The sequence below is a fragment of the Pseudoxanthomonas sp. genome, from assembly GCF_002863005.1.
GTDB lineage: Bacteria > Pseudomonadota > Gammaproteobacteria > Xanthomonadales > Xanthomonadaceae > Pseudoxanthomonas_A.
Genome location: NZ_PKDG01000021.1, coordinates 11,355 through 31,206 on the forward strand (window position 1 = coordinate 11,355; position 19,852 = coordinate 31,206).

General features: G+C 65.2%; 17 protein-coding genes. 12 read left to right on the forward strand and 5 right to left on the reverse strand.

Annotated elements, in window-relative coordinates:
• Window positions 1–6 precede the first annotated feature (6 nt).
• Genes ftsH through folP form a run of 3 tightly spaced genes read left to right on the forward strand, consistent with a single transcriptional unit; the run spans window position 7 to window position 3,474 of the window.
• Entirely contained in the window at window positions 7–1,935 is a 1,929-nt protein-coding gene (gene ftsH, locus CYU89_RS10475; protein WP_296280768.1) for an ATP-dependent zinc metalloprotease FtsH, read from the forward strand.
• Window positions 1,936–1,955: 20 nt separating this feature from the next.
• Window positions 1,956–2,540, forward strand: a complete 585-nt coding sequence (locus CYU89_RS10480) for a hypothetical protein (protein ID WP_296280770.1) — start codon at window positions 1,956–1,958, stop codon at window positions 2,538–2,540.
• Between the two features lie 34 nt (window positions 2,541–2,574).
• A complete protein-coding gene (folP, locus tag CYU89_RS10485; protein ID WP_296280771.1) occupies window positions 2,575–3,474 on the forward strand; it encodes a dihydropteroate synthase in 900 nt (299 codons plus the stop codon).
• Window positions 3,475–3,787: 313 nt separating this feature from the next.
• On the opposite strand, the gene CYU89_RS10490 is transcribed toward folP, so the two are convergent.
• A complete protein-coding gene (locus CYU89_RS10490) occupies window positions 3,788–6,199 on the reverse strand; it encodes a hypothetical protein (protein WP_296280772.1) in 2,412 nt (803 codons plus the stop codon).
• Between the two features lie 236 nt (window positions 6,200–6,435).
• Here CYU89_RS10490 and miaA point away from each other — a divergent pair, with 236 nt between their 5' ends.
• The 6 genes from miaA (at window position 6,436) to CYU89_RS10520 (ending at window position 11,700) form a co-directional block, all read left to right on the forward strand.
• Window positions 6,436–7,392, forward strand: coding sequence for a tRNA (adenosine(37)-N6)-dimethylallyltransferase MiaA (gene miaA, locus CYU89_RS10495; protein ID WP_296280774.1), 957 nt, complete (start codon window positions 6,436–6,438; stop codon window positions 7,390–7,392).
• Window positions 7,393–7,559: 167 nt separating this feature from the next.
• Window positions 7,560–7,838, forward strand: coding sequence for an RNA chaperone Hfq (hfq, locus tag CYU89_RS10500; RefSeq protein WP_055941633.1), 279 nt, complete (start codon window positions 7,560–7,562; stop codon window positions 7,836–7,838).
• Between the two features lie 34 nt (window positions 7,839–7,872).
• Complete coding sequence (gene hflX / locus CYU89_RS10505; RefSeq protein ID WP_296280775.1) at window positions 7,873–9,213, forward strand: ribosome rescue GTPase HflX; 1,341 nt, start codon at window positions 7,873–7,875, stop codon at window positions 9,211–9,213.
• Window positions 9,214–9,440: 227 nt separating this feature from the next.
• Window positions 9,441–10,565 (forward strand): FtsH protease activity modulator HflK, encoded by a 1,125-nt coding sequence (gene hflK / locus CYU89_RS10510; RefSeq protein WP_296280777.1) that lies wholly within the window; start codon window positions 9,441–9,443, stop codon window positions 10,563–10,565.
• Window positions 10,562–11,425 (forward strand): protease modulator HflC, encoded by an 864-nt coding sequence (gene hflC, locus CYU89_RS10515; RefSeq protein WP_296280779.1) that lies wholly within the window; start codon window positions 10,562–10,564, stop codon window positions 11,423–11,425. The genes hflK and hflC overlap by 4 nt, the downstream gene beginning before the upstream one ends.
• 89 nt (window positions 11,426–11,514) lie before the next feature.
• Entirely contained in the window at window positions 11,515–11,700 is a 186-nt protein-coding gene (locus tag CYU89_RS10520; RefSeq protein WP_296280781.1) for a DUF2065 family protein, read from the forward strand.
• Between the two features lie 136 nt (window positions 11,701–11,836).
• On the opposite strand, the gene CYU89_RS10525 is transcribed toward CYU89_RS10520, so the two are convergent.
• Window positions 11,837–12,235 (reverse strand): DUF559 domain-containing protein, encoded by a 399-nt coding sequence (locus CYU89_RS10525; protein ID WP_296280783.1) that lies wholly within the window; start codon window positions 12,233–12,235, stop codon window positions 11,837–11,839.
• 452 nt (window positions 12,236–12,687) lie between these two features.
• Between CYU89_RS10525 and CYU89_RS10530 the strand changes: the two genes are divergently transcribed.
• The 3 genes from CYU89_RS10530 to CYU89_RS10540 all read left to right on the forward strand — a co-directional run bounded on the left by CYU89_RS10530 (window position 12,688) and on the right by CYU89_RS10540 (window position 15,054).
• Window positions 12,688–13,980: an adenylosuccinate synthase gene (locus tag CYU89_RS10530; protein WP_296280787.1), complete on the forward strand. Its 1,293-nt coding sequence runs from the start codon at window positions 12,688–12,690 to the stop codon at window positions 13,978–13,980.
• Between the two features lie 222 nt (window positions 13,981–14,202).
• On the forward strand, window positions 14,203–14,517 hold the full coding sequence (locus tag CYU89_RS10535) for a hypothetical protein (protein ID WP_296280788.1): 315 nt from the start codon (window positions 14,203–14,205) through the stop codon (window positions 14,515–14,517).
• Window positions 14,518–14,748: 231 nt separating this feature from the next.
• Window positions 14,749–15,054 carry a hypothetical protein gene (locus CYU89_RS10540; RefSeq protein ID WP_296280790.1) on the forward strand — a complete coding sequence of 102 codons (306 nt, stop codon included), beginning with the start codon at window positions 14,749–14,751 and terminating at the stop codon, window positions 15,052–15,054.
• Window positions 15,055–15,391: 337 nt separating this feature from the next.
• Here the strand turns inward: CYU89_RS10540 and CYU89_RS10545 are convergent, their stop codons facing one another.
• Genes CYU89_RS10545 through CYU89_RS10555 form a run of 3 tightly spaced genes read right to left on the reverse strand, consistent with a single transcriptional unit; the run spans window position 15,392 to window position 19,636 of the window.
• Window positions 15,392–18,127: a hypothetical protein gene (locus CYU89_RS10545; protein WP_343125251.1), complete on the reverse strand. Its 2,736-nt coding sequence runs from the start codon at window positions 18,125–18,127 to the stop codon at window positions 15,392–15,394.
• Window positions 18,024–18,866 carry a hypothetical protein gene (locus tag CYU89_RS10550; RefSeq protein WP_296280793.1) on the reverse strand — a complete coding sequence of 281 codons (843 nt, stop codon included), beginning with the start codon at window positions 18,864–18,866 and terminating at the stop codon, window positions 18,024–18,026. The genes CYU89_RS10545 and CYU89_RS10550 overlap by 104 nt, the downstream gene beginning before the upstream one ends.
• Window positions 18,863–19,636, reverse strand: coding sequence for a hypothetical protein (locus CYU89_RS10555; RefSeq protein WP_296280795.1), 774 nt, complete (start codon window positions 19,634–19,636; stop codon window positions 18,863–18,865). The genes CYU89_RS10550 and CYU89_RS10555 overlap by 4 nt, the downstream gene beginning before the upstream one ends.
• Between the last annotated feature and the right edge of the window lie 216 nt (window positions 19,637–19,852).

Genomic DNA, 19,852 nt, shown 5'->3' on the forward strand with positions numbered 1-19,852 from the left:
ATGAGGATGAACGACCTGACCAAGAATCTGCTGCTGTGGGTAGTCGTCGCCGTCGTGCTGATGGTCGTCTTCCAGAGCTTCTCGCCCAAGGGCGCCAGCACGGCTGCCATGGCGGGCGGCACCACGTATTCCGACTTCCTCGACCAGGTCGACAGCGGCAACGTGCAGCGCGTCGAGTTCGGCGGCGATGCCCGCAGCGGCGTCGGCGAGATCACCTACGTGCTGCGCAACGGCGACAGCAAGACGATCAACGCCCCGTTCGACCGCGACCTGATCAACGACCTGCGCTCCAAGAAGGTCGAGATCACGCAGAAGGAGCCGCCCAGCGGCATCAGCCTGACGGCCATCCTGCTGAACTTTCTGCCGGTGCTGCTGATCATCGGCTTCTGGATCTTCATCATGCGCCAGATGCAGGGCGGCGGTGGCGGTGCGAAGGGCGCGATGTCCTTCGGCAAGTCGCGCGCCAAGCTGCAGGGCGAGGACCAAGTGAAGGTCACCTTCGCCGACGTCGCCGGCTGCGACGAAGCGAAGGAGGAAGTCGGCGAGCTGGTCGAATTCCTGCGCGACCCCGGCAAGTTCCAGAAGCTGGGCGGCAAGATCCCGCGCGGCGTGCTGATGGTCGGCCAGCCCGGCACCGGCAAGACGCTGCTGGCCAAGGCCATCGCCGGCGAAGCCAAGGTCCCTTTCTTCAGCATCTCCGGTTCGGACTTCGTCGAGATGTTCGTCGGCGTCGGCGCCAGCCGCGTGCGCGACATGTTCGAGCAGGCCAAGAAGCATGCGCCGTGCATCATCTTCATCGACGAGATTGACGCCGTCGGTCGTCATCGCGGTGCGGGCCTGGGCGGCGGTCATGACGAACGCGAGCAGACCCTCAACCAGCTGCTGGTCGAGATGGACGGGTTCGAAGGGGGCGAAGGCGTCATCGTCATCGCCGCGACCAACCGTCCCGACGTGCTGGATCCGGCGCTGCTGCGCCCGGGCCGCTTCGATCGCCAGGTGACCGTGGGCCTGCCTGACGTGAAGGGCCGCGAGCAGATCCTGCGCGTGCACATGCGCAAGCTGCCGCTGGCCGACGACGTCGAGCCGATGGTCATCGCGCGCGGTACGCCCGGCTTCAGCGGTGCCGACCTGGCCAACCTCTGCAACGAGGCGGCGCTCTTCGCCGCGCGCGAGAACGCCAAGGAGGTTCGCATGGACCACCTGGATCGCGCGCGCGACAAGATCATCATGGGTACCGAGCGTCGCTCGATGGCCATGAGCGAGGAAGAGAAGCGCAACACCGCGTACCACGAGTCGGGCCATGCGATCGTCGGCCGGCTGGTGCCCGAGCACGACCCGGTCTACAAGGTCACCATCATTCCGCGCGATCGCGCGCTGGGCGTGACCGTCTACCTGCCGGAGGGCGACAAGTACAGCATCAACCGCACCGGCATTGAAAGCCGCCTGTGCACGCTGTACGGCGGTCGCGTGGCGGAGGAGTTGATCTTCGGTGCGGACAAGGTCACCACCGGCGCGTCCAACGACATCGAGCGCGCCACCAAGATGGCCCGCAACATGGTCACCAAGTGGGGCCTGTCGGAAGAGCTTGGTCCGATCACCTATGCGGAAGAAGAGGAGGAAGTGTTCCTCGGCCGCTCGGTGTCGCAGCACAAGAACGTCTCCGACGACACCGCGCGCAAGATCGACGAAGTGGTCCGCGGGATCCTCGACAAGGCGTATGCGCGCACCACCCAGATCCTCACCGAGAACATCGACAAGCTGCATGCGATGGCCGATGCGTTGATGCTGTACGAGACCATCGATGCGCCGCAGATCGACGCCATCATGGAAGGCCGCGACGTACCGCCGCCCGTGGGTTGGGGCAAGTCGGACAAGGACGACAAGCCAGAGTCGCGCCCGCTGCCCCCGATCGGTGGGCCGGCCGAGCAGACCTGATTCGCGTTGCCAGCGCGGTGATGAAAGGCCAGACTTGCGTCTGGCCTTTTCTTTGCGCGCAGGTTGCCGCAGGGCCGCTTCGATCATTCAAGGGGAATGCCATGAAGGGGATGGGAATGGGCGTCGTCCTGCTGGGGGTGTTGCTGACCACGTCGGTGCACGCGGCTGAGTTCAAGGCGCCGCGGGACGTGCCGTTTGCGGAGGATTCGATCGTCGCCGGCAACATCAAGCGCGAATGTCCCATCGGGACGCAGCTGACGGACGCCCTGGTCCGGTTCGCATCCGCCGGCGGGCATCGCGTCGAGCTGGTGGATTCGCTGGACACGGCGTCGGGGCAAGTGTTGAAGATGGAATTCCATGACGCGCAAAGCGCGGGCAATGCCTGGATGGGCCATCGCAAGTCGGTCACCGTGAAGGGATGGCTCTATCGCGACGGACAGCAGGTCGCCAAGTTCATCGCGCGGCGGAATTCGGGCGGAGGCTTCGCGGGCGGTTTCAAGGGCTCGTGCGCCGTGCTGGAGCGGACCGTCAACGCCATCGGCAAGGACGTGGCGGGCTGGTTGAACAATCCCGTCGACGGCGGCCAGCTCGGCGATCTGCGCTGAATCAAGCCACTCGTACCACGACAAGGGCATCGCCATGTTCGATACCGTTCCCCAACTCGACTGCGCCGGCCGCATCCTGAGGCTCGATCGTCCGCAGGTCATGGGCATCGTCAATGTCACCCCGGACTCGTTCTCCGACGGTGGCGCGCATGACACGACCGACGCCGCCGTCGCGCATGCGTTGAAGCTGGTGGAGGAGGGGGCCGACGTCCTCGACATCGGGGGCGAATCCACGCGCCCGGGCGCCGCCGAGGTGGAGGTCGAAGAAGAACTGCGCCGCGTGGTGCCGGTGATCGCGCGGCTGGCCGCACAGGTGTCCGTGCCGATCAGCATCGACACCTCCAAGCCCGAGGTCATGCGTGCCGCCGTGCAGGCGGGCGCCGGGATGATCAACGATGTGTACGGCTTGCGCCGCGAGGGTGCGCTCGATGCCGCCGCCGCGCTCGGTGTGCCGGTGGTGCTGATGCACATGCAGGGCGAGCCACGCTCGATGCAGGCCGCGCCGCAGTACGACGACGTGGTGGGCGACGTGCATCGCTTCCTGGCCGAACGCATCTTCGCCGCCGAGATGGCGGGCATCCCGAAGAAGCACATCGTCATCGATCCTGGTTTCGGCTTCGGCAAGGACACGGCGCATAACCTGCAGCTGCTGGCGCACCTGGCGCGATTCGTCGAGCTCGGCGTGCCGGTGCTGGCGGGGCTGTCGCGCAAGCGCAGCCTCGGCGAACTGACCGGCCGCGACGCGCCGGCGGATCGCGTGGCTGCTTCGGTGGCCGCCCACCTGATCGCCGCGCAGCGTGGCGCCCTGATCGTGCGCGTGCACGACGTCGCCGCCACGGTCGATGCCCTGAAGGTGTGGAACGCCGTCGCGGCAGTCCCGTCGCCGCGCAAGGCGGCGGCCACGCCCTCGATCCGCTGGCCCGACGACGACTGACCGGCCGGCGCGCGGCATCCGGCGCGGTCGGCGCGTTGGCCCGGAACGTGCGGCCATGTGCGGTGGGGCGTGCCGGCCAGGATGTTCCAGCACCTCAGCGAGCGCGAAGTGCGCGACAACATCGCGTGGCTGCGTGGCCTGTCACGCGTGGACAACGCGGCGTTGCCGGAAGGGCGATGGTCGGACAACCGGCGCAAGGCCGCGCAGGGTCGCCACGCACCGCTACAAGTACCCGACCGGGCGGGAAATCACCGCGCTCGCACAGTTCCTGGACGCGCGCAGAGCCGGCGCGCGTCCGCCATCGCCCGTGCCGTCAGTGCGCGGGCCGATGGCTTCGCGTGGCGTCGCGTGCGTCCCGTCGTGGCGTTGCCTCTTCCAGCCAGCGTCGCGTCAGCGTCGCGCCATCGCCGGTCGCGACGGCGCCCGCACCCGCGCTCGTCGCTGCCGGCAACGCGGCGCGGTTCGGGATCAGCGGCTGCGAACCGTTGACCCGGATCGGGTCGGTCGAATGCTGCTGCTTCCAGTGGCGCAGCAGTTGGCGCAGCGCTTCGGGCGACGCCGTGGACGGCACGGCACCGGCCTGGTTGCGCGCGTTCTCGCCATGGCAGCCGGTACACGTCCGGATCTCGCCGGCCTGCAGGGTGACCCAGACGCGCTCGCGCACGATCGGCACGCCAGCCGCGTCGGTGCTCTGCCAGGTCAGTGCGCGACTGGCGGGCACGAACGCTGCGGTCGACCCATCCGCGGCGATGCGCACGCTGCCGCTGGGGCCGCCGGTGTTCGTCGGATTGGCTACGACCGCCATCGGTTGCGCGATCGGTCGGCGGCCACGCTGGTAGATGGATCCGTTGTTGTACGCGCGGATCATGTTGGCCTGCAGGATCTGGTAGTGCGAGACCTCGTAGATCTTGCCGCTGCCGCCGAGGGTCTGCACGCCGCCGGGGACGCGCAGGTTGTAGGGCTGCTGCTTGTCGTCGCGATCGCGCGCGGTCTGGTTGCGGGTGACGATGAGCGCAAGCTGGTTCGCTTTCAGCCAGGCGCGGAACGCAGTTTCGTTGACCTGCTCGCTGGCGAACACCGCCTGTTCCGGCGACGCCATCGGCGTGGTGGTGACGGGCGGACGCGCACGCGCCACCACTTCCACCGGCTCGATCTCCCACAGCGCGCCGTTGTAGCTGCGCTGCGTGTCCGGATCCCACCACGTCAGGTTCTTGCTGATGCCGGGGGTGAGCGCCGGGCCGGCCACCAGCATTCCACTGGCGTTCGTCTGCAGCTGGTGCAAGCGCAGCGAGACGCCCGACTGGAAGGACGGGCTGCTCGTGTAGCTGGCGACCATGTGGCCGCTGCTCATCGGCAACGGATTGCGGAAACGGCCACCGGCCAGATTGCCGCTACCGTCGGCCGCCGGCGACGCGTCCACGATTTCCATCTGCTCCGCGTTGAGGGTGGGCGCACCGGTGATGCGCACGATCTGGTTGGTGCCGCCGGTGGCGAACTCGCGCGTGTAGACGGCGTAGTAGCTGCCGGGCACGGTCGGGTCTTCGCGTACCTGGAACAGCCCACCGTCCATGCGGATGTATTTCTTGTTGGCGATCAGCGCGGTGTTGGAGTAGTCCGACAGGGCGCTGTCGGTGGAGAACGACTTCGGCAGGTAGCCGAACGACAGTTCCTGGCGGCCGATGTGGTTGAGCGTGAGCTCCTCGGTGCCGTCCTGGTTCATCTGCCACGGCGTGAACAGGTTGTAGGTGAAGCCGTTGACCTGCCCGTACGCGCTGCTCATGCCCGATCGCGATTCGGGGAATGTCTCCGGCTGCAGGCCGATGCTGGCCGCGCCCGAGGCTTCGCTGGCGACGTCGTACGCGCCGTAGGTGCCGGCATCGGCCTGCTGGTCGCGCTGCAGGTGGTCCCAACGGATGAAGATCACCCGGCCGTAGCGGTCGATGCTGGGCGAGAACGCGCCGCTCGGCGCGTGGTTGAGCAGGCGCACCTGCCCATTCGACGGATCGAGTTGCCATATCCCGGTGATGGTCGGCGTGCTCTCGTACTCATCGAGCTGCGGATACAGGTGTGCTTCGCCCCCGCGCGGACGATCCGAGGTGAACAGGATGCGGTCTTGGCTGTCGTAGATCGGCGACACGTTGTTGTAGTCCGCCGGCTGGTTCGCGACCTTGGTGATGGTGGTGGTCTGGCCCTGTCCCAGGCCGGTGACCTCGTACAGCTGCCACTTCGCGGTGGGGTGCACGTAACGTTGCGGCGGTCCGCCGACCACCATGCTGAAGATCGCCTTGGTGCCGTTCCAGTGCACGGCGGGTTCGCGCACCGCGATGGCGTTGGCGCCCTGCTGGCCTTCCATGCCGAAGCCGGCTTCCTTCGTCAGGTTGCGCAGCGTGCCGTCGGGGTAGCGGATCATGAGGTCGCCGCCGCGCGGCAGGGCGAGCATGCTGGGCAGATGGTTGGCGAAGGTCGACATGCGGCTGGCGAACGGATCGCCCGCCATCGGCACCTGCGTCACGAACAGGATCGGGTTGGGTACCGCGCTGGTCGGGACGGCGGCGGCCATCACGCGCGCAGGCTGCGCTGCAGGAGAGGACGAAGGCATCGCAGCCGCCTGGGCGGCAGCCTTGGTAGCGGAAGCTGGTGTTTCCAGGCCGCAGCCGGTGAGCAGGACGGACAGTGCGAACAGGACCAGCAGCGGCTGGCGCAGGGAAAGGGGAAAAACAGGCATCCGGTCGACTCGCGCAAAAATGGAGTGCCGTCCGCTGCGCAGACAAGCGGCGTGCACGGATCTCGCACGCATCGGTCTTGCTGCTTGCATCCCCCTGTGGACGCCGCCCGACTGTACACGAGCCGCGCGCGTGCGCGCCCCCGCCGCATCGTCCAACCATGACCGGCATCCCACAACGCCGGCGGCCCGGGTGGCGGCACGTTAAGCTTGGCGCCCGCCCACGCACCGCGTTCCGCATGTCGCTCGACGCACGTCCGCTCGCCATCGCCATCATGGGCCCGACCGCCTCGGGCAAGACCGCGTTCGCGCTCGACGTGGCGGCGCGTGTCGGCGGCGAGATCGTCAGCGTGGATTCGGCGCTCGTGTATCGAGGCCTGGATATCGGCGCGGCGAAACCCACGCCGGAAGAACGCGCGCGCGTCCCGCACCATCTGCTGGACGTGCGCGACCCCTGGCAGGCGTACTCGGCCGCCGAGTTCGCCGACGATGCCCGGCGCGCGCTCGACGACATCGCCGCACGGGGTCGACTGCCGATCCTGGCCGGCGGTACGGGGCTCTACTTCCAGGCGCTGCTCGAGGGGCTGGCCGCGATGCCGGCCGCCGATGCCGGCGTGCGCGCCGACATCACGGCCCAGGCGCAGTCATGCGGCTGGCCGGCCCTGCACGCCGAGCTGGCGAAGGTCGATCCTGTCGCGGCGGCGCGCATCCACGCCACCGATCCGCAGCGCATCCAGCGCGCGCTGGAGGTGTATCGCCTGACCGGCAGGCCCATCAGCGACCTCCAGAACGACGCGCGCGGCGCACGCCTGCCGTTCCGCGTGCTGAAGCTGGTGCTGGCCCCCGCCGACCGCGCAGTGCTGCACGCGCGCATCGCGCGACGCTTCGACCTGATGCTCGACGCAGGCTTCTTGGACGAAGTGCGTCGCCTGCGCGCGCTGCCCGGCATGCAGGCCGTGGCCGCGCCGCTCGATCTGCCGGCAGTGCGCGCGGTGGGCTATCGCCAGGCCTGGGAGTTCCTCGACGGGCAGGGCACGGCCGCCGACTTCCGCGAGCGTGCCATCGCCGCCACCCGCCAGCTCGCCAAGCGGCAGCTGACCTGGCTGCGCGGGGAGCGAGATGTCCGCTGGTTCGATCCCGCCACCGATCGCGCCCGGCTGGACGAGGCGCTGGGCCTGTTCCTGCCGGCATCGTGAGCCATCCGGGCCACATTGTCCGGAATTGGGACCCGTTGCCGCACTTGGCGGCGCCCCGCCGGGCCGATGTTGTGTAACATCGGGTCTTCCGGGCGGCAGGGGAGCTGTTCGCCGGCCCGGTACGGCAGCACCCAACTAACTATAAGAACGCAAGGCGGGAGTACGTCATGTCCAAGGGGCAATCCCTGCAGGATCCTTTCCTGAATGCACTGCGGCGCGAGCGCGTCCCGGTGTCGGTCTACCTGGTCAACGGCATCAAGCTGCAGGGCACCATCGAATCCTTCGACCAGTTCGTGGTCCTGCTGCGCAACACGGTCAGCCAGATGGTCTACAAGCACGCCATCTCCACCGTGGTGCCGGCGCGCAACGTGCGCGTGGGCCCGGGCGGCGGCTACGTGCAGCAGGGTGACGAGGACGCGGACGGCGGCGACGACGAAACCGCGTGATAATGCGTGCCTCGATTGAAGAGGCACGACCCCATTGTTTGAAAGATCCCGCAAGGGCGAGCATGCGCTGCTGATCCAGCCGTATGCCGGCGGCCGTCCCGACGACGGCCTCACCGAGGAATTCAGCGACCTGGCCCGCTCGGCCGGGGCGACCGTCGCCGCGCTGCTGACCGCGCGCATCGACCGTCCCAATCCGTCCACGCTGATCGGCAGCGGCAAGCTGGAGGAAGTGAAGGCGGCCGCCGACGCCACCGGCGCCGACCTGGTGCTGGTGAATTTCCCGCTGTCGCCGGGCCAGGAACGCAACCTGGAAAAACTGCTGCAGCGCCGCGTGCTCGACCGTACCGGGCTGATCCTGGACATCTTCGCCCAGCGCGCGCGCAGCCACGAAGGCAAGCTGCAGGTGGAACTGGCGCAGCTGCGCCACATGGCCACCCGCCTGGTGCGCGGCTGGACCCACCTGGAACGCCAACGTGGCGGCTCCATCGGCCTGCGCGGCCCTGGCGAAACCCAGCTGGAAACCGACCGCCGCCTGCTGCAGAAGCGCGTCGAGCAACTGCAGAAGCGGCTGGAAAAAGTCGAAGTGCAGCGCACCCAGATGCGCCGCGCCCGCGTGCGCAGCGAACTGCCGCGCGTGGCCCTGGTGGGCTACACCAACGCCGGCAAGTCCACGTTGTTCAACGTGCTGACCGGCGCCGAGGCCTACGCGGCCGACCAGCTGTTCGCCACGCTCGATCCCACGGTGCGCCGCATCGACCTGCCCGGCGGCGCCGTGGTGCTGGCCGACACGGTGGGCTTCGTGCGCGACCTGCCGCACGAACTCGTCGCCGCGTTCCGCTCCACCCTGAGCGAGGCGCGCGAAGCCGACCTGCTGCTGCACGTCATCGACGCTGCCGATCCGCACCGCGAGGAACGCATCGCCCAGGTCGACGAGGTGCTGCAGGAGATCGGCGCCGGCGACCTGCCGCAGATGCTGGTGTTCAACAAGATCGACCGCATCGAGGGTGCCGCCCCGCGCCACGACCAGCCCGATCCGGGCGTCGACGAAGGCGACGCGCCCAGTGCCGGCATGGGGCGCGAGCGCGTATGGCTGTCCGCCCGCGACGGGCAGGGCATCGACCTGCTGCGCGGCGCGCTGGCGCAACGGCTGGGCTTCCAGCGCGTGCGCGGCGAACTCCACCTGCCCGCGAACTCCGCCCGCCTGCGCTCGCGCCTGCATGCCCTGGGTGCCGTGCTGGCCGAGGATTTCGAAGAGAACGGCTGGCGCGTCACCGTCGACCTGGCCCTGGCCGACGCCCAGCGGCTGGCCTCGCAGGCCGGCGGGCATCCGCTGGAGGCGCTGCTGCCGCAGGGGGAGCGGGAAGACTGGCAGTAGGGGCGGCCTGATGGCTGTAGGAGCGACGTCAGTCGCGACCGCACATCTTGGCAGGCAGGGTCGTTGATCGTGGCGATGACACGCCCCGGTCGCGACTGACGTCGCTCCTACAGAAGGGCGGCGCCCCATGACCTCCCGGCCTTGCCTCCCGGCCGCGCCGTCCCTATCTAGTAGAATCGAAACCTGCGCCGGCCCCGGCCGCGCGAATCTTTCAATACGGAGTGGGCATGGCCTGGAACACCCCCGGCAGCGGCAGTGGCGGATCTGGCAACAACGGCAACCGGAACAGCAACTGGAAGCCGCGCAACCCGCAGGGAGGCGGTGGCATCGGCGACGTGGTCGACCGCCTGCGTGGCCTGTTCGGTAGCGTCGGCGGCGGGGGCAATCCGCTGCGCTGGGTGCTGGTCGGCGTCGGCCTGCTGGTGCTGTTCTCCAGCTTCCAGCTGATCGGCGAACAGGACCGTGGCGTCGTGCTGCGCCTGGGCAAGTACAACCGCACCATGCAGCCGGGCCCGAACTTCAAGTTCCCCTGGCCGATCGAAAGCGTCACCAAGGTCAACGCCACCGGCGTGCGCACCTTCAGCAACAGCCTGCCGGTGCTGACGCGCGACGAGAACATCATCACCGTCTCGTTCAACGTCCAGTACCGCGTCGGCGACCCGCAGCTGTTCCTGTTCGGCACCACGGACGCCACGCGCGTGCTGGAGCAGACCGCGCAGAGCGCCGTGCGCGAAGTCATCGGCCGTTCCGACCTGGACGCCGCCCTCAACAACCGTGGCCCGCTGTCGGCCACCGCCGGCACCGCGCTGCAGGCCTCGCTGGAGGCCTATCGCACCGGCCTGGTCGTCACCGAACTGAGCCTGCAGGACGCGCGTCCGCCGGAAGCCGTCAAGCCGGCCTTCGACGAAGTCAACAGCGCGCAGCAGGAAAACGAACGTGTCATCAGCCAGGCCCGCGCGTATGCGGCCAAGGTCGTGCCCGAGGCCCGCGGTAACGCGCAGCAGGTCCGTACCCAGGCCGAGGGCTACAAGACCGCCGCCATCGCCCGTGCGACCGGTGACGCGACCCGCTTCAGCCTGCTGCTGGACGAGTACCGCAACGCGCCGGAAGTCACCCGCAAGCGCCTGTGGCTGGATACCGTGCAGGAGGTGCTGGCCGGCAACCGCAAGGTGGTCGGCGGCGACAGCCGCCAGCTGATCTACGTGCCGATGGGCAACGCGCCGGCGACGAGGCAACCGCCGGCCGGTGTCATCCCGACCGAGGTGCTGCCGCAGGTCGAAAGCACCCCGTCCAGTTCCCGCAATTCGGCGCGCACGCCACGCCCGGCCGGCCGTGAGGAGGCGCAGCCATGAAGAATTCCCTGATCGTCGGCATCGTCGTGGCGGTGCTGCTGGGCCTGATGGGCTCGGTGTTCGTGGTGCGCGAAGGGCAGGTGGGCCTGGTGCTCAACCTGGGCCGCGTGGTGCGCAGCGAGATCGGCCCCGGCCTGCACTTCAAGCTGCCGCTGGTGGAAACCGCGCGCGTGTTCGATCGCCGCTTCACTGCCAATGAGTTCCCGCCGGAACGTTCGCTCACTTCCGAGCGCAAGGACGTCAGCGTCGACTTCATCGCCATCGGTTTCATCGTCAACGCGGCGGACTTCTACCGTGCGACCGGCGGCCAGGCCGAGCTGGCCACCGAACGCCTGGCGCCGATCATCAAGGAGTCGCTGCGCAACGAGATCAACTCGCGCACGCTGACCCAGCTGGTGTCGGGCAACCGCAATGAACTGATCGAGAAGCAGCTGCCCGCCATCAACGCCGGTGCCAAGAACCTCGGCATGCAGGTCGTGGACATCCGCTTCAAGCAGATCGACCTGCCGACCGACAGTGAAGTCATCGACCAGGTCTACAACCGCATGCGCGCGGAACGCTCGCAGGTGGCCAGTGCACTGCGTGCGCAGGGTGCCGAGCAGGCGACGATCGTCGAAGCGCAGGCCAACCGCGATGTCGCCGTGCTGCTGGCCGAGGCCGAACGCGATGCGCAGAAGCTGCGCGGTGAAGGCGACGCCGAAGCCGCCCGCATCTACGGCGAAGCCGCCAGCCGCGACGCCTCCTTCTATGCGTTCCAGCGCAGCCTGGAGGCCTACCGTGAGTCGTTCAAGGACGGGCAGGGCGTGGTCGTACTGGACAAGGACGATCCCTTCCTCCAGTACATGAAGAGCGACCGCTGAGGTCACCCACCGGCCGCCCCAGGGCGGCCGGTCCCGTTTCGCCCCCCGTCTTGCCGTGTCCCGCGCCCGCGCGGGGCAGGAGTCCGTCCATGTCCGACCTCTGGTCCGCCCTGTGCCTCGTCGCCATCCTCGAAGGCCTGGTGCTGTTCGCCATCCCCGCCAGCTGGAAGCGCGCCGCCCTGCAGCTGTTGCAGATGAGCGACGGCCAGGTGCGCGCGGTGGGCGGATTCATCCTGATCTTCGGACTGACGTGGCTGTGGGTGTTGAAGCGCTGAGGCGTGGGAGTCGTTTGCTGACGGAAGCGCGCCCCTCATCCGGCCTTCGGCCACCTTCTCCCCGCTGCGCAGGGAGAAGGGAGCAATAACGGCTTCGCTTTTTCCTTCCCCCCGCTTCGTAAGGAGGAGGGAGCAATCAGGGCTTCGCTGTTTCCTTCTCCCCGCGTGCGGGGAGAAGGTGCCCGGAGGGCGGATGAGGGGTGAGCGCGGTAAGGATCGCCACCAGCACTGCCTCCGTCTCGCGCAGCACGTCATCGTTCCAGAATCGCAGCACCTCAAACCCCTCACGCTTGAGGTGCGCCGTACGCGTGCGGTCGTACTGCTCCTGTTTGAGATGCTGGCTCCCGTCCAGTTCGACCACCAGCCCCGCTTCCAGGCAGACGAAGTCGGCGAAGTAGGGCCCGATCCGGTGCTGCCTTCTGAACTTCCAACCCTGCAGGCGACGGTTCCGCAGTTGCCACCACAGGGCGTGTTCGGCGTCGGTCTGTTCGTGCCGAAGGCGGCGTTCGCGTTCGTGGTCCAACGTGCTGCGCATGGGTGGCCTCCGAGGGTGTGGAGACAGCGTCCGCGACACCCGGGGGTCGATGGGATCGGGGAAGTGCGTGCACGCGGATAGGAAAGCGCCCCTCATCCGCCCCCTGGGCACCTTCTCCCCGCTTCGCAGGGAGAAGGAAAAGCTGGGCGTCTGGCGTCTCCTTCTCCCCGCCTGGGGAGAAGGGGCCCGAAGGCCGGATGAGGGGCCGCTCTTCGCGCCATGCCTGAACCGGCGAGGCGATTCCCACCAGGGTAGCCCCCGTCCCCCTAAACCCGGATAATGCACAAAAGCCGGACGGGCTCCCCGCGTGGGAAGACCGCCGGCTTTTTCCGTGTCTGGGCCCGGCGTGGCGGGCGGCTCCCCGATGGAGCCTGCCGGCGGCAACGGCGCCAAACCCAGTACGACCCTTCCGGCGGCCCCGATGGCCGCCAACAATCGAGGAGTTACCCGTCATGGGTCAGTCAGTCGTCGTTCTCGGCGCCCAGTGGGGCGATGAAGGCAAGGGCAAGATCGTCGATCTGCTCACCGAGGAAATCGGTGCCGTCGTCCGTTTCCAGGGCGGCCACAATGCCGGCCACACCCTGGTCATCGGGGGCAAGAAGACCGTTCTCCACCTGATTCCGTCCGGCATCCTGCGCCCCGACGCGCTGTGCCTGATCGGCAACGGCGTGGTGCTGTCGCCCGCCGCGTTGATCAAGGAAATCGACGAACTGGAATCGGCCGGCGTGGAAGTGCGCTCGCGCCTGAAGATCTCCCCGGCCACGCCGCTGATCATGCCGTACCACATCGCCCTGGATCAGGCCCGCGAGAAGGCCGCCGGCGGCAAGGCCATCGGCACCACCGGCCGCGGCATCGGCCCGGCGTACGAAGACAAGGTGGCGCGTCGCGGCATCCGCGTGGCCGACCTGCATTACCCCAAGCAGCTGGAAGAACTGCTGCGCACGGCGCTGGACTACCACAACTTCGTGCTGACCAAGTACCTGGGCGTGGACGCGGTCGATTTCCAGAAGACCTACGACGAAGCGCTCGCCTTCGGCGAATACGTGCAGCCGATGAAGTCCGACGTGGCCGGCATCCTGCACGACCTGCGCAAGCAGGGTAAGCGCGTGCTGTTCGAAGGCGCGCAGGGCGCGCTGCTCGACATCGACCATGGCACGTATCCGTACGTCACCAGTTCCAACACCACCGTCGGCGGCGCGTTCGCCGGCACCGGCGTGGGCGCGGACGCGATCGACTACGTGCTGGGCATCTGCAAGGCCTACGCCACGCGCGTGGGCGGCGGTCCGTTCCCGACCGAACTGGACGACGACATCGGCCAGGGCATCCGCGACCGCGGCCAGGAGTACGGCGCCTCCACCGGCCGTCCGCGCCGCTGCGGCTGGATGGACATCGTCGCGCTGAAGCGCGCCGTCGCCATCAACGGCATCTCCGGCCTGTGCATCACCAAGCTCGACGTGCTCGACGGCATGAAGACGCTGAAGATCTGCATCGCCTACGAATACCGCGGCAAGCGCACCGAATACGCGCCGCTGGATGCGGGCGGGTGGGAAGAGTGCACGCCGGTGTACCTGGAGTTCCCGGGCTGGGACGAGAACACCCACGGCATCACCGAGTGGGACAAGCTGCCGCCGGCTGCCCGTGCCTACCTGCGCGCGCTGGAAGAACTCTCCGGCTGCCCGCTGGCCATCGTCAGCACCGGCCCGGACCGCGACCACACCATGGTCCTGCAGGATCCGTTCGCGTAATCCGCTCTCCTTCTCCCCGCAAGCGGGGAGAAGGTGCCGAAGGCGGATGAGGGGCGAGCGCGATCCCTCCCACTGCAAAGAAAAGCCCCGCATCTGCGGGGCTTTTTCTTGCCTGCGCCCCGTTTCGGCACGCGGCTTGCAACGCCCCTGCTGCCCTAAATCGCGGCCGATCCCGGCCGTTAGATGCATCAGGTGTCGCCCGTAGTCGATGGAGTTGCCCCCATGTACCGCAATGCCGCCCGCGCCGCTGTCATCACCGGCCCCTGGCAAACCCCCGCACCCGCCGCGGCCAAGCCGCGCGCGGTCGAACGCCGCAAGGCAGTGCACGACGCCGACGCACTGCGCGTGGGCCTCACGCCGGCGCAGCTGATGACGCTGGAGGCGATGGAAATCTTCCACTGGCGGCTGGCCTTCGTGCGCCGTCCGCTGTTCCAGGCGCCCATCCCGGTGCTGTTCGACCGCGGCGATACGCGCTACGTGGTCATCGAGGAAGACGGCACCCTCAACGAGAATCCCACGCTCGTCCTGCGCGCTTGACTCCACTCCCGTCTCCCGCGCGTCTCCTTCTCCCCGCCCAGCAGGGAGAAGGTGCCCGAAGGGCGGATGAGTGGCAGTTCTTCGCGCTGACCCTCCAACGCACCTGAACCAACGCCCCCGCATTTCCCAAAAACCCTCACGTTCCCTTGCTCCCGGCCGATACAAGGTGACCCCCTGCCGCTCTGGCGGCAGACCTGTTCCCGTTCCACGCCATCAGGAGCCCCCCACCGGATGTCGGATCCGCATCGCCCCCGCACCCCCGCCGAGCCCGAGTCGCCCGGCACCGCCCCCCGCACCCCGGAGCGCCGCAAGGGCGCCCCGACGATGGATGACGCCACGCTACTGGCCGGCCTCACCCCTGCGCAGCAAGCCACCATCCAGACCATGGAAACCTTCCACTGGCGCCTGAAGTTCGTCCGCCGCCCGCTGTTCAAGACCCCCATCCCCGTGCTGTTCAACCGCGAGGGCGATCGCTACGTGGTAGTCAACGAGGACGGGACGATTGATGAGAATCCGGCGTTGGTGTTGAGGGATTGAGGTTAGTTGGCTGTCAGCGAAAGACTTCTTTGCGTTCGGGCGGTATGTCGAAGTAGTTCGATTGCTAGGCGGCTTTACGCAGGGTGACCTGCGTCATCGAATGGGCACTGCTAGCATCCCGCTAATCAGCTGTCACGTTCAAGCCAGAAGACTTCGCGAATTCCCGTAGGAATTGTCCTAGGTCCCGCAAGAACGCGAAATTCACCTCGTACAGCGGGTAAGGTGAATGCCAAAGAGCCTCGCATAAGCCCAGCGTTTGGCGCCCGGCCAAACGCTCCGGACTGGCATAAACCATCAATGCATAAAAAGTGACTAGCCAACTAATACTGGCGAAGCGTCAAGGCTTACGCTTTCTCGTCGGCTTGGGCCGAACCTCAGCGATTGCTGACTTTACCAAGCCCTGCACCTCTGGGCCAAACTCACTAATCTCCTTGCTGATCCGCAGAAGATATTCTTCTCCGCCGTACGTCTTCAGCAGCCTGTCGAATATACGAATAGTGTCTCCACAGCGAATCGCTGTAAGCGCAAGGTGAGCAGGCTTCCACGAAGAGTACAGGTACGCATCCACGAGATCCTCGCGAGCATACTTCTTTGGATCTCTACCAAACATAGCGGACAAGCCGAGGAAGCTCACGGAGACATCATCACTCTCAAGCCCAACGTAGTAAGCAGGAAACAGGGCGACGATCAAGAGCGAGACTGGGCGACGGCGCGCTTTGAGAAGCGCGCCTACAAGCCAGCCCGCAGCAAGTTGATAGGCCTTAAGAGAATTTTTCTGTGCATCGAACATAATCCTTGCGCAAGCATCAAATGCCGACACTGACAAGTCAAAGTCGACACGATCCTTCAGCCTGTGAGCAAACTCATCGGCCGTCGAAACAAAAAGCGCACGCACTGGAGGATGGGTCCTCTCGCACAGGACTAGGTTCCGACTTGCCACGTCGGCCGACAACTCCAGTGCCAAGCCGCTTTTGGCGACTGACCTCGCGTCAGCTTGAGTTTCAATCGAATTCAGAAGAACTGGTAGTACCTCCTCCTCTAGATCAAAGCGAACTTTCAGGAGCCGTTTCAGGGCACGCCTCGAAATCTCCAACTTGTCGACACCGCTTGCTTTGCGGACCGCAACAAAAGCGATGTTGGCGTAAGCATCTAGAGATATGTGATCGTCCAGCGCGGCCCGGAAGAGCAACTCAGGGCTAAAGCGATCCAAATTTCCAATGACCCAGGAGGAAATTGCTGCATCTGACATCAGCTCCCTAAACTCCAGGGCATTCGCCTTCTCAAGCAAGCCATACAGCAGCTTTGCTGCTAGATTCTCGGTTATCGCTCCTTCGCTAATAACCCATCGTGCGTCTTCCGCGGTTGCTGACAAGCTTGCTTCGATCAAGTCATCTCTGGGCAAGCTCGGCTCCAGTGACACAAGCGCGTCCCGAAACCTAGCAAGCACCTTGAGCTCCCGCGCACGCTGCAGGAGTGCTCTGCATAGCTCGGTTGCTGCTAGTCCATTCTTGAGCTCAAGCCACTTGACCTCTTTCATGAGTGCAGGGGCATCAAGCCTCGCGAAGATCGGCTCAGCTACCGAAAGGTGTTGATCCCGGACCAACCAAGGCAGTAAAGCAGCATCGGCGGTCTTCGCAAGCTCGGGTTCTAGGTCCAGCAGGGCACCGCTGGTCTTCTCAATCAACTCTTCGGAACTTAGAACGAACTTGGATAGACCATGCCCGCTCGACAAGAGTCGAGCAAACACTTCTGGCGGAGCACTGATAAGTGCATCCTTGGCAGGACTAGCTTCCGCTGCACCAATACCTGCAGCGATACTCGGAAGCAACGCCGCAATCGCACCTTTCGAGTCCGGCTGCAGTAAGAGATCGATTGCCCCACTGGGCGAACGCCTTGCAAGATCCGCGACCAGATTCTCTACGGCCGCCTGACTCGATGGCATGTCGCTACCCTGCATCTTCCTTGCCATTGCGCTGGCAAAGTCCCACGCATCGTCCGATGAGAGAGTCTCGGCCGCACTCTGCGCTGCTGAAGCAACCTGACTCTCAAGCACTCTTGCGGCAGAGTCTGAATTCACCAATCCAGAATTGGCGATATCAAGAAGACCCAAGGCGGCCGACGGTGATCGCTCAACTTTTGCAACTAGCTCATTCCAGAGCAAGGCAATTCGAAGTGCAGATGTACTTTGCACATCTGCACCTCGCAGGAGTTGAACATCTTGATCCGACAGAAGCTTGGGGACAGGATCTTCGAACACCCTGCGGACGACCGCATTTGTCCATCTGTGTCTGCCTGTCTGTCTCATGCGACCGTCGATTCTCCGCCCTGGCCAACCAGTGAACTTTGACTTGGCGCTGCCGGGGGCAAAGACTAGGTCAAAGTCACGCCCTCCAATCTTTCGCGGCGACAGAGCAAAAGTGGAAAGCGCAAAGCGGGAACGAATATCTGGCCATAGTGCTGCCAGTACACGGCTAGCTATCGCATCGGGCGAGGGCGCATCAAACATCGCAACGGGCATGAACTCTTCGAAGAAGATAGCTTCTAGAAGTTCACTCGCGTTGAACTCGGGCGCAACGGGTAGCCCGATGTCGCCAATGGCCTCAACGTCCGTCGAATGAGCTCCCTCGACCGAGGGTAGGCCGGGAGTTGACAAAAGCCAAAGAGCAGCTCCGATTGGCGCACTCTGACGCCAATCTTTCATCTCAATGAGCACACTCATTGTGCGCACACAACCCGCTCTTGGCACCGTCGAATCCTGCCACGTTCTAGCTATGACGTAGTGACTCGCACTCGGTAGCGGGTAGGCCGAAAGATATGGCTCAAACTCTTCTCGCGGCCGTAGAGGTCCTGCTACGTCCGACAACCTGTCAAGAGTCGCCTGGTCTTCTCTAGGAAGGGCCAAGGAGGTCGCAAGCAGCTGGTGCCCCTTTCGATAACCATGAATCTGGACTTGGAACTTGTTCACGGGTCTAAAGGCCCATCGCCCAAGCCACAGGAAGCGCCATGTCCGAATCTTTCTTCCACGCTCCATCGGCCTGCGTGGCAATCCAGCCGTGGCTGTCACACCCCTCATCGAGGAACTGCGCTCTGTACTCTTTATCGTTCTTCAGGTCGCCACCAGCCACACTTAAGCCGTAAGCGCGTACTTCGATGGCCGATAGATCCTGAAGTTTTCCGTAGAAGAGCGGGTATTCCCGCTTCAGGTATTCCATTGGCCCCTGAATGAACGTTTCGGAGTCCACCAGGTCCCATGCAGAGACAATGATGGAAAGCCGTGGTCGAGCAGAAGGCGGGCGAGCAGCCCAAGCGTGCTCCAAGAATCGAACTAACTCACATAGCATTACCTGTGTTGGCATGCCCGGTTCTTCATCGTTGCCCAGCTTCTCGAGCATCTTCCTTGACGTGACCCAGTCGAGAGGACGAATGTCCTGATCCGACTGAACCCGAACGAAGAGAAGAGCCCCGAGCGCACCACTTAACTCATCCATCCAAGCCGACTCGATCTCGCTTTCCAAAACAGCGGTCTGCCAGAGCTCACCGGACACATCTGGGACAACTAGCGTGGTTCTCTGCCCGTCACGCTCCGAGGCGACCACGACGTTGAAATCTCGTCGATCGTCGCTGTGCTCTGTCCTAGGCGCGAAGTCTCCACCGAACAGATGGTCGACGATCTCAAGGACAAACTTGATGTCCTCTGGTTGCTCTGCTGCATGCAGCGAACCTTTGCCGCCATCGAGGGCTCTCCAGAGCCGGCCAATGTAGTTTGTTTTGCCGGAGTCTGGACCACCGAGAAGTACAACGGACTGACTCATTTGGCTCTCCGAAAGTTCAAGTAGAACCGGCCGGCATCTGCAGGTTTGCTCTTCCAGAAGTCTGCACGCTGAGTCGCTCGACTCAACGAAGAGTCGATTAGGCCAGCAATCCCGAATCCTGGCTGAGTTACCTCAGGGGCGTCAGAGAACGGCGCAATGCTCACAATCTCGGCAGTCGCGCCACGGCGCTCAACTTCGCCCATAAGCCGCGCAGTCATAGCGTCATCAATCACGTACCGATCTCTATGCGTAACCACCAGAAGCAACTTTGGCAAATCTTGCTCCAGCATCGTATTCAAACGAGCCACCAGTTGACCTACGCGGGCAATCAGTCCTTGCCGCCTTTCCCGATTCGCAAGCACTCTGCCGTCTAGAACAATCCAGATCACTTCGGCGGACTTGAGGAAGCCGAAGCGCTCGCTCTCCGCGGAATTGATGAGAGCTTGTGTCCACTCTCCTGGCACATCCGGAAGCGCCAGATCGACTGGCCTACCGTCCGACTCACGAACCAGCCTCAGATGTAGAAAGCCAGGCTGTCTATCATCGGACAGCTCCGTGTGGACCGTCATTTGATCTGGCGGTATTCCATCGTTCCAGTCACGCGCGCCTCGTGCGATGTCTTCAAACGCGGTCAGTGTTCTGCTATCCGCAAACGACCACCCCGCTAGCATTGCGTTAGCCACAAGCAGGTAGAGGCTTGCTAGACAAGCCGTCTTGCCAGACTCTGGATCCCCCAAGATGCCAACCAAATTGACGTAGCGACTGCTCATCAATTGATTCAGGTCTTCAAGACCTAAGGGGCGACTGGATGGAAATGCACTTCTGGCCAGTGGCCGACTGAGCACCGGGGCTCCGACCGGATCGCCTGGTGCGCCTGCAGTCGAAACACCCTCAGTACTGGCTTGGACATTCAATACGCTGCCGCCCGCACCTGACCTGTTCTCGCATGTCTCGGGCACGCGCTCAAGAGCGCACACTCCCGTCTC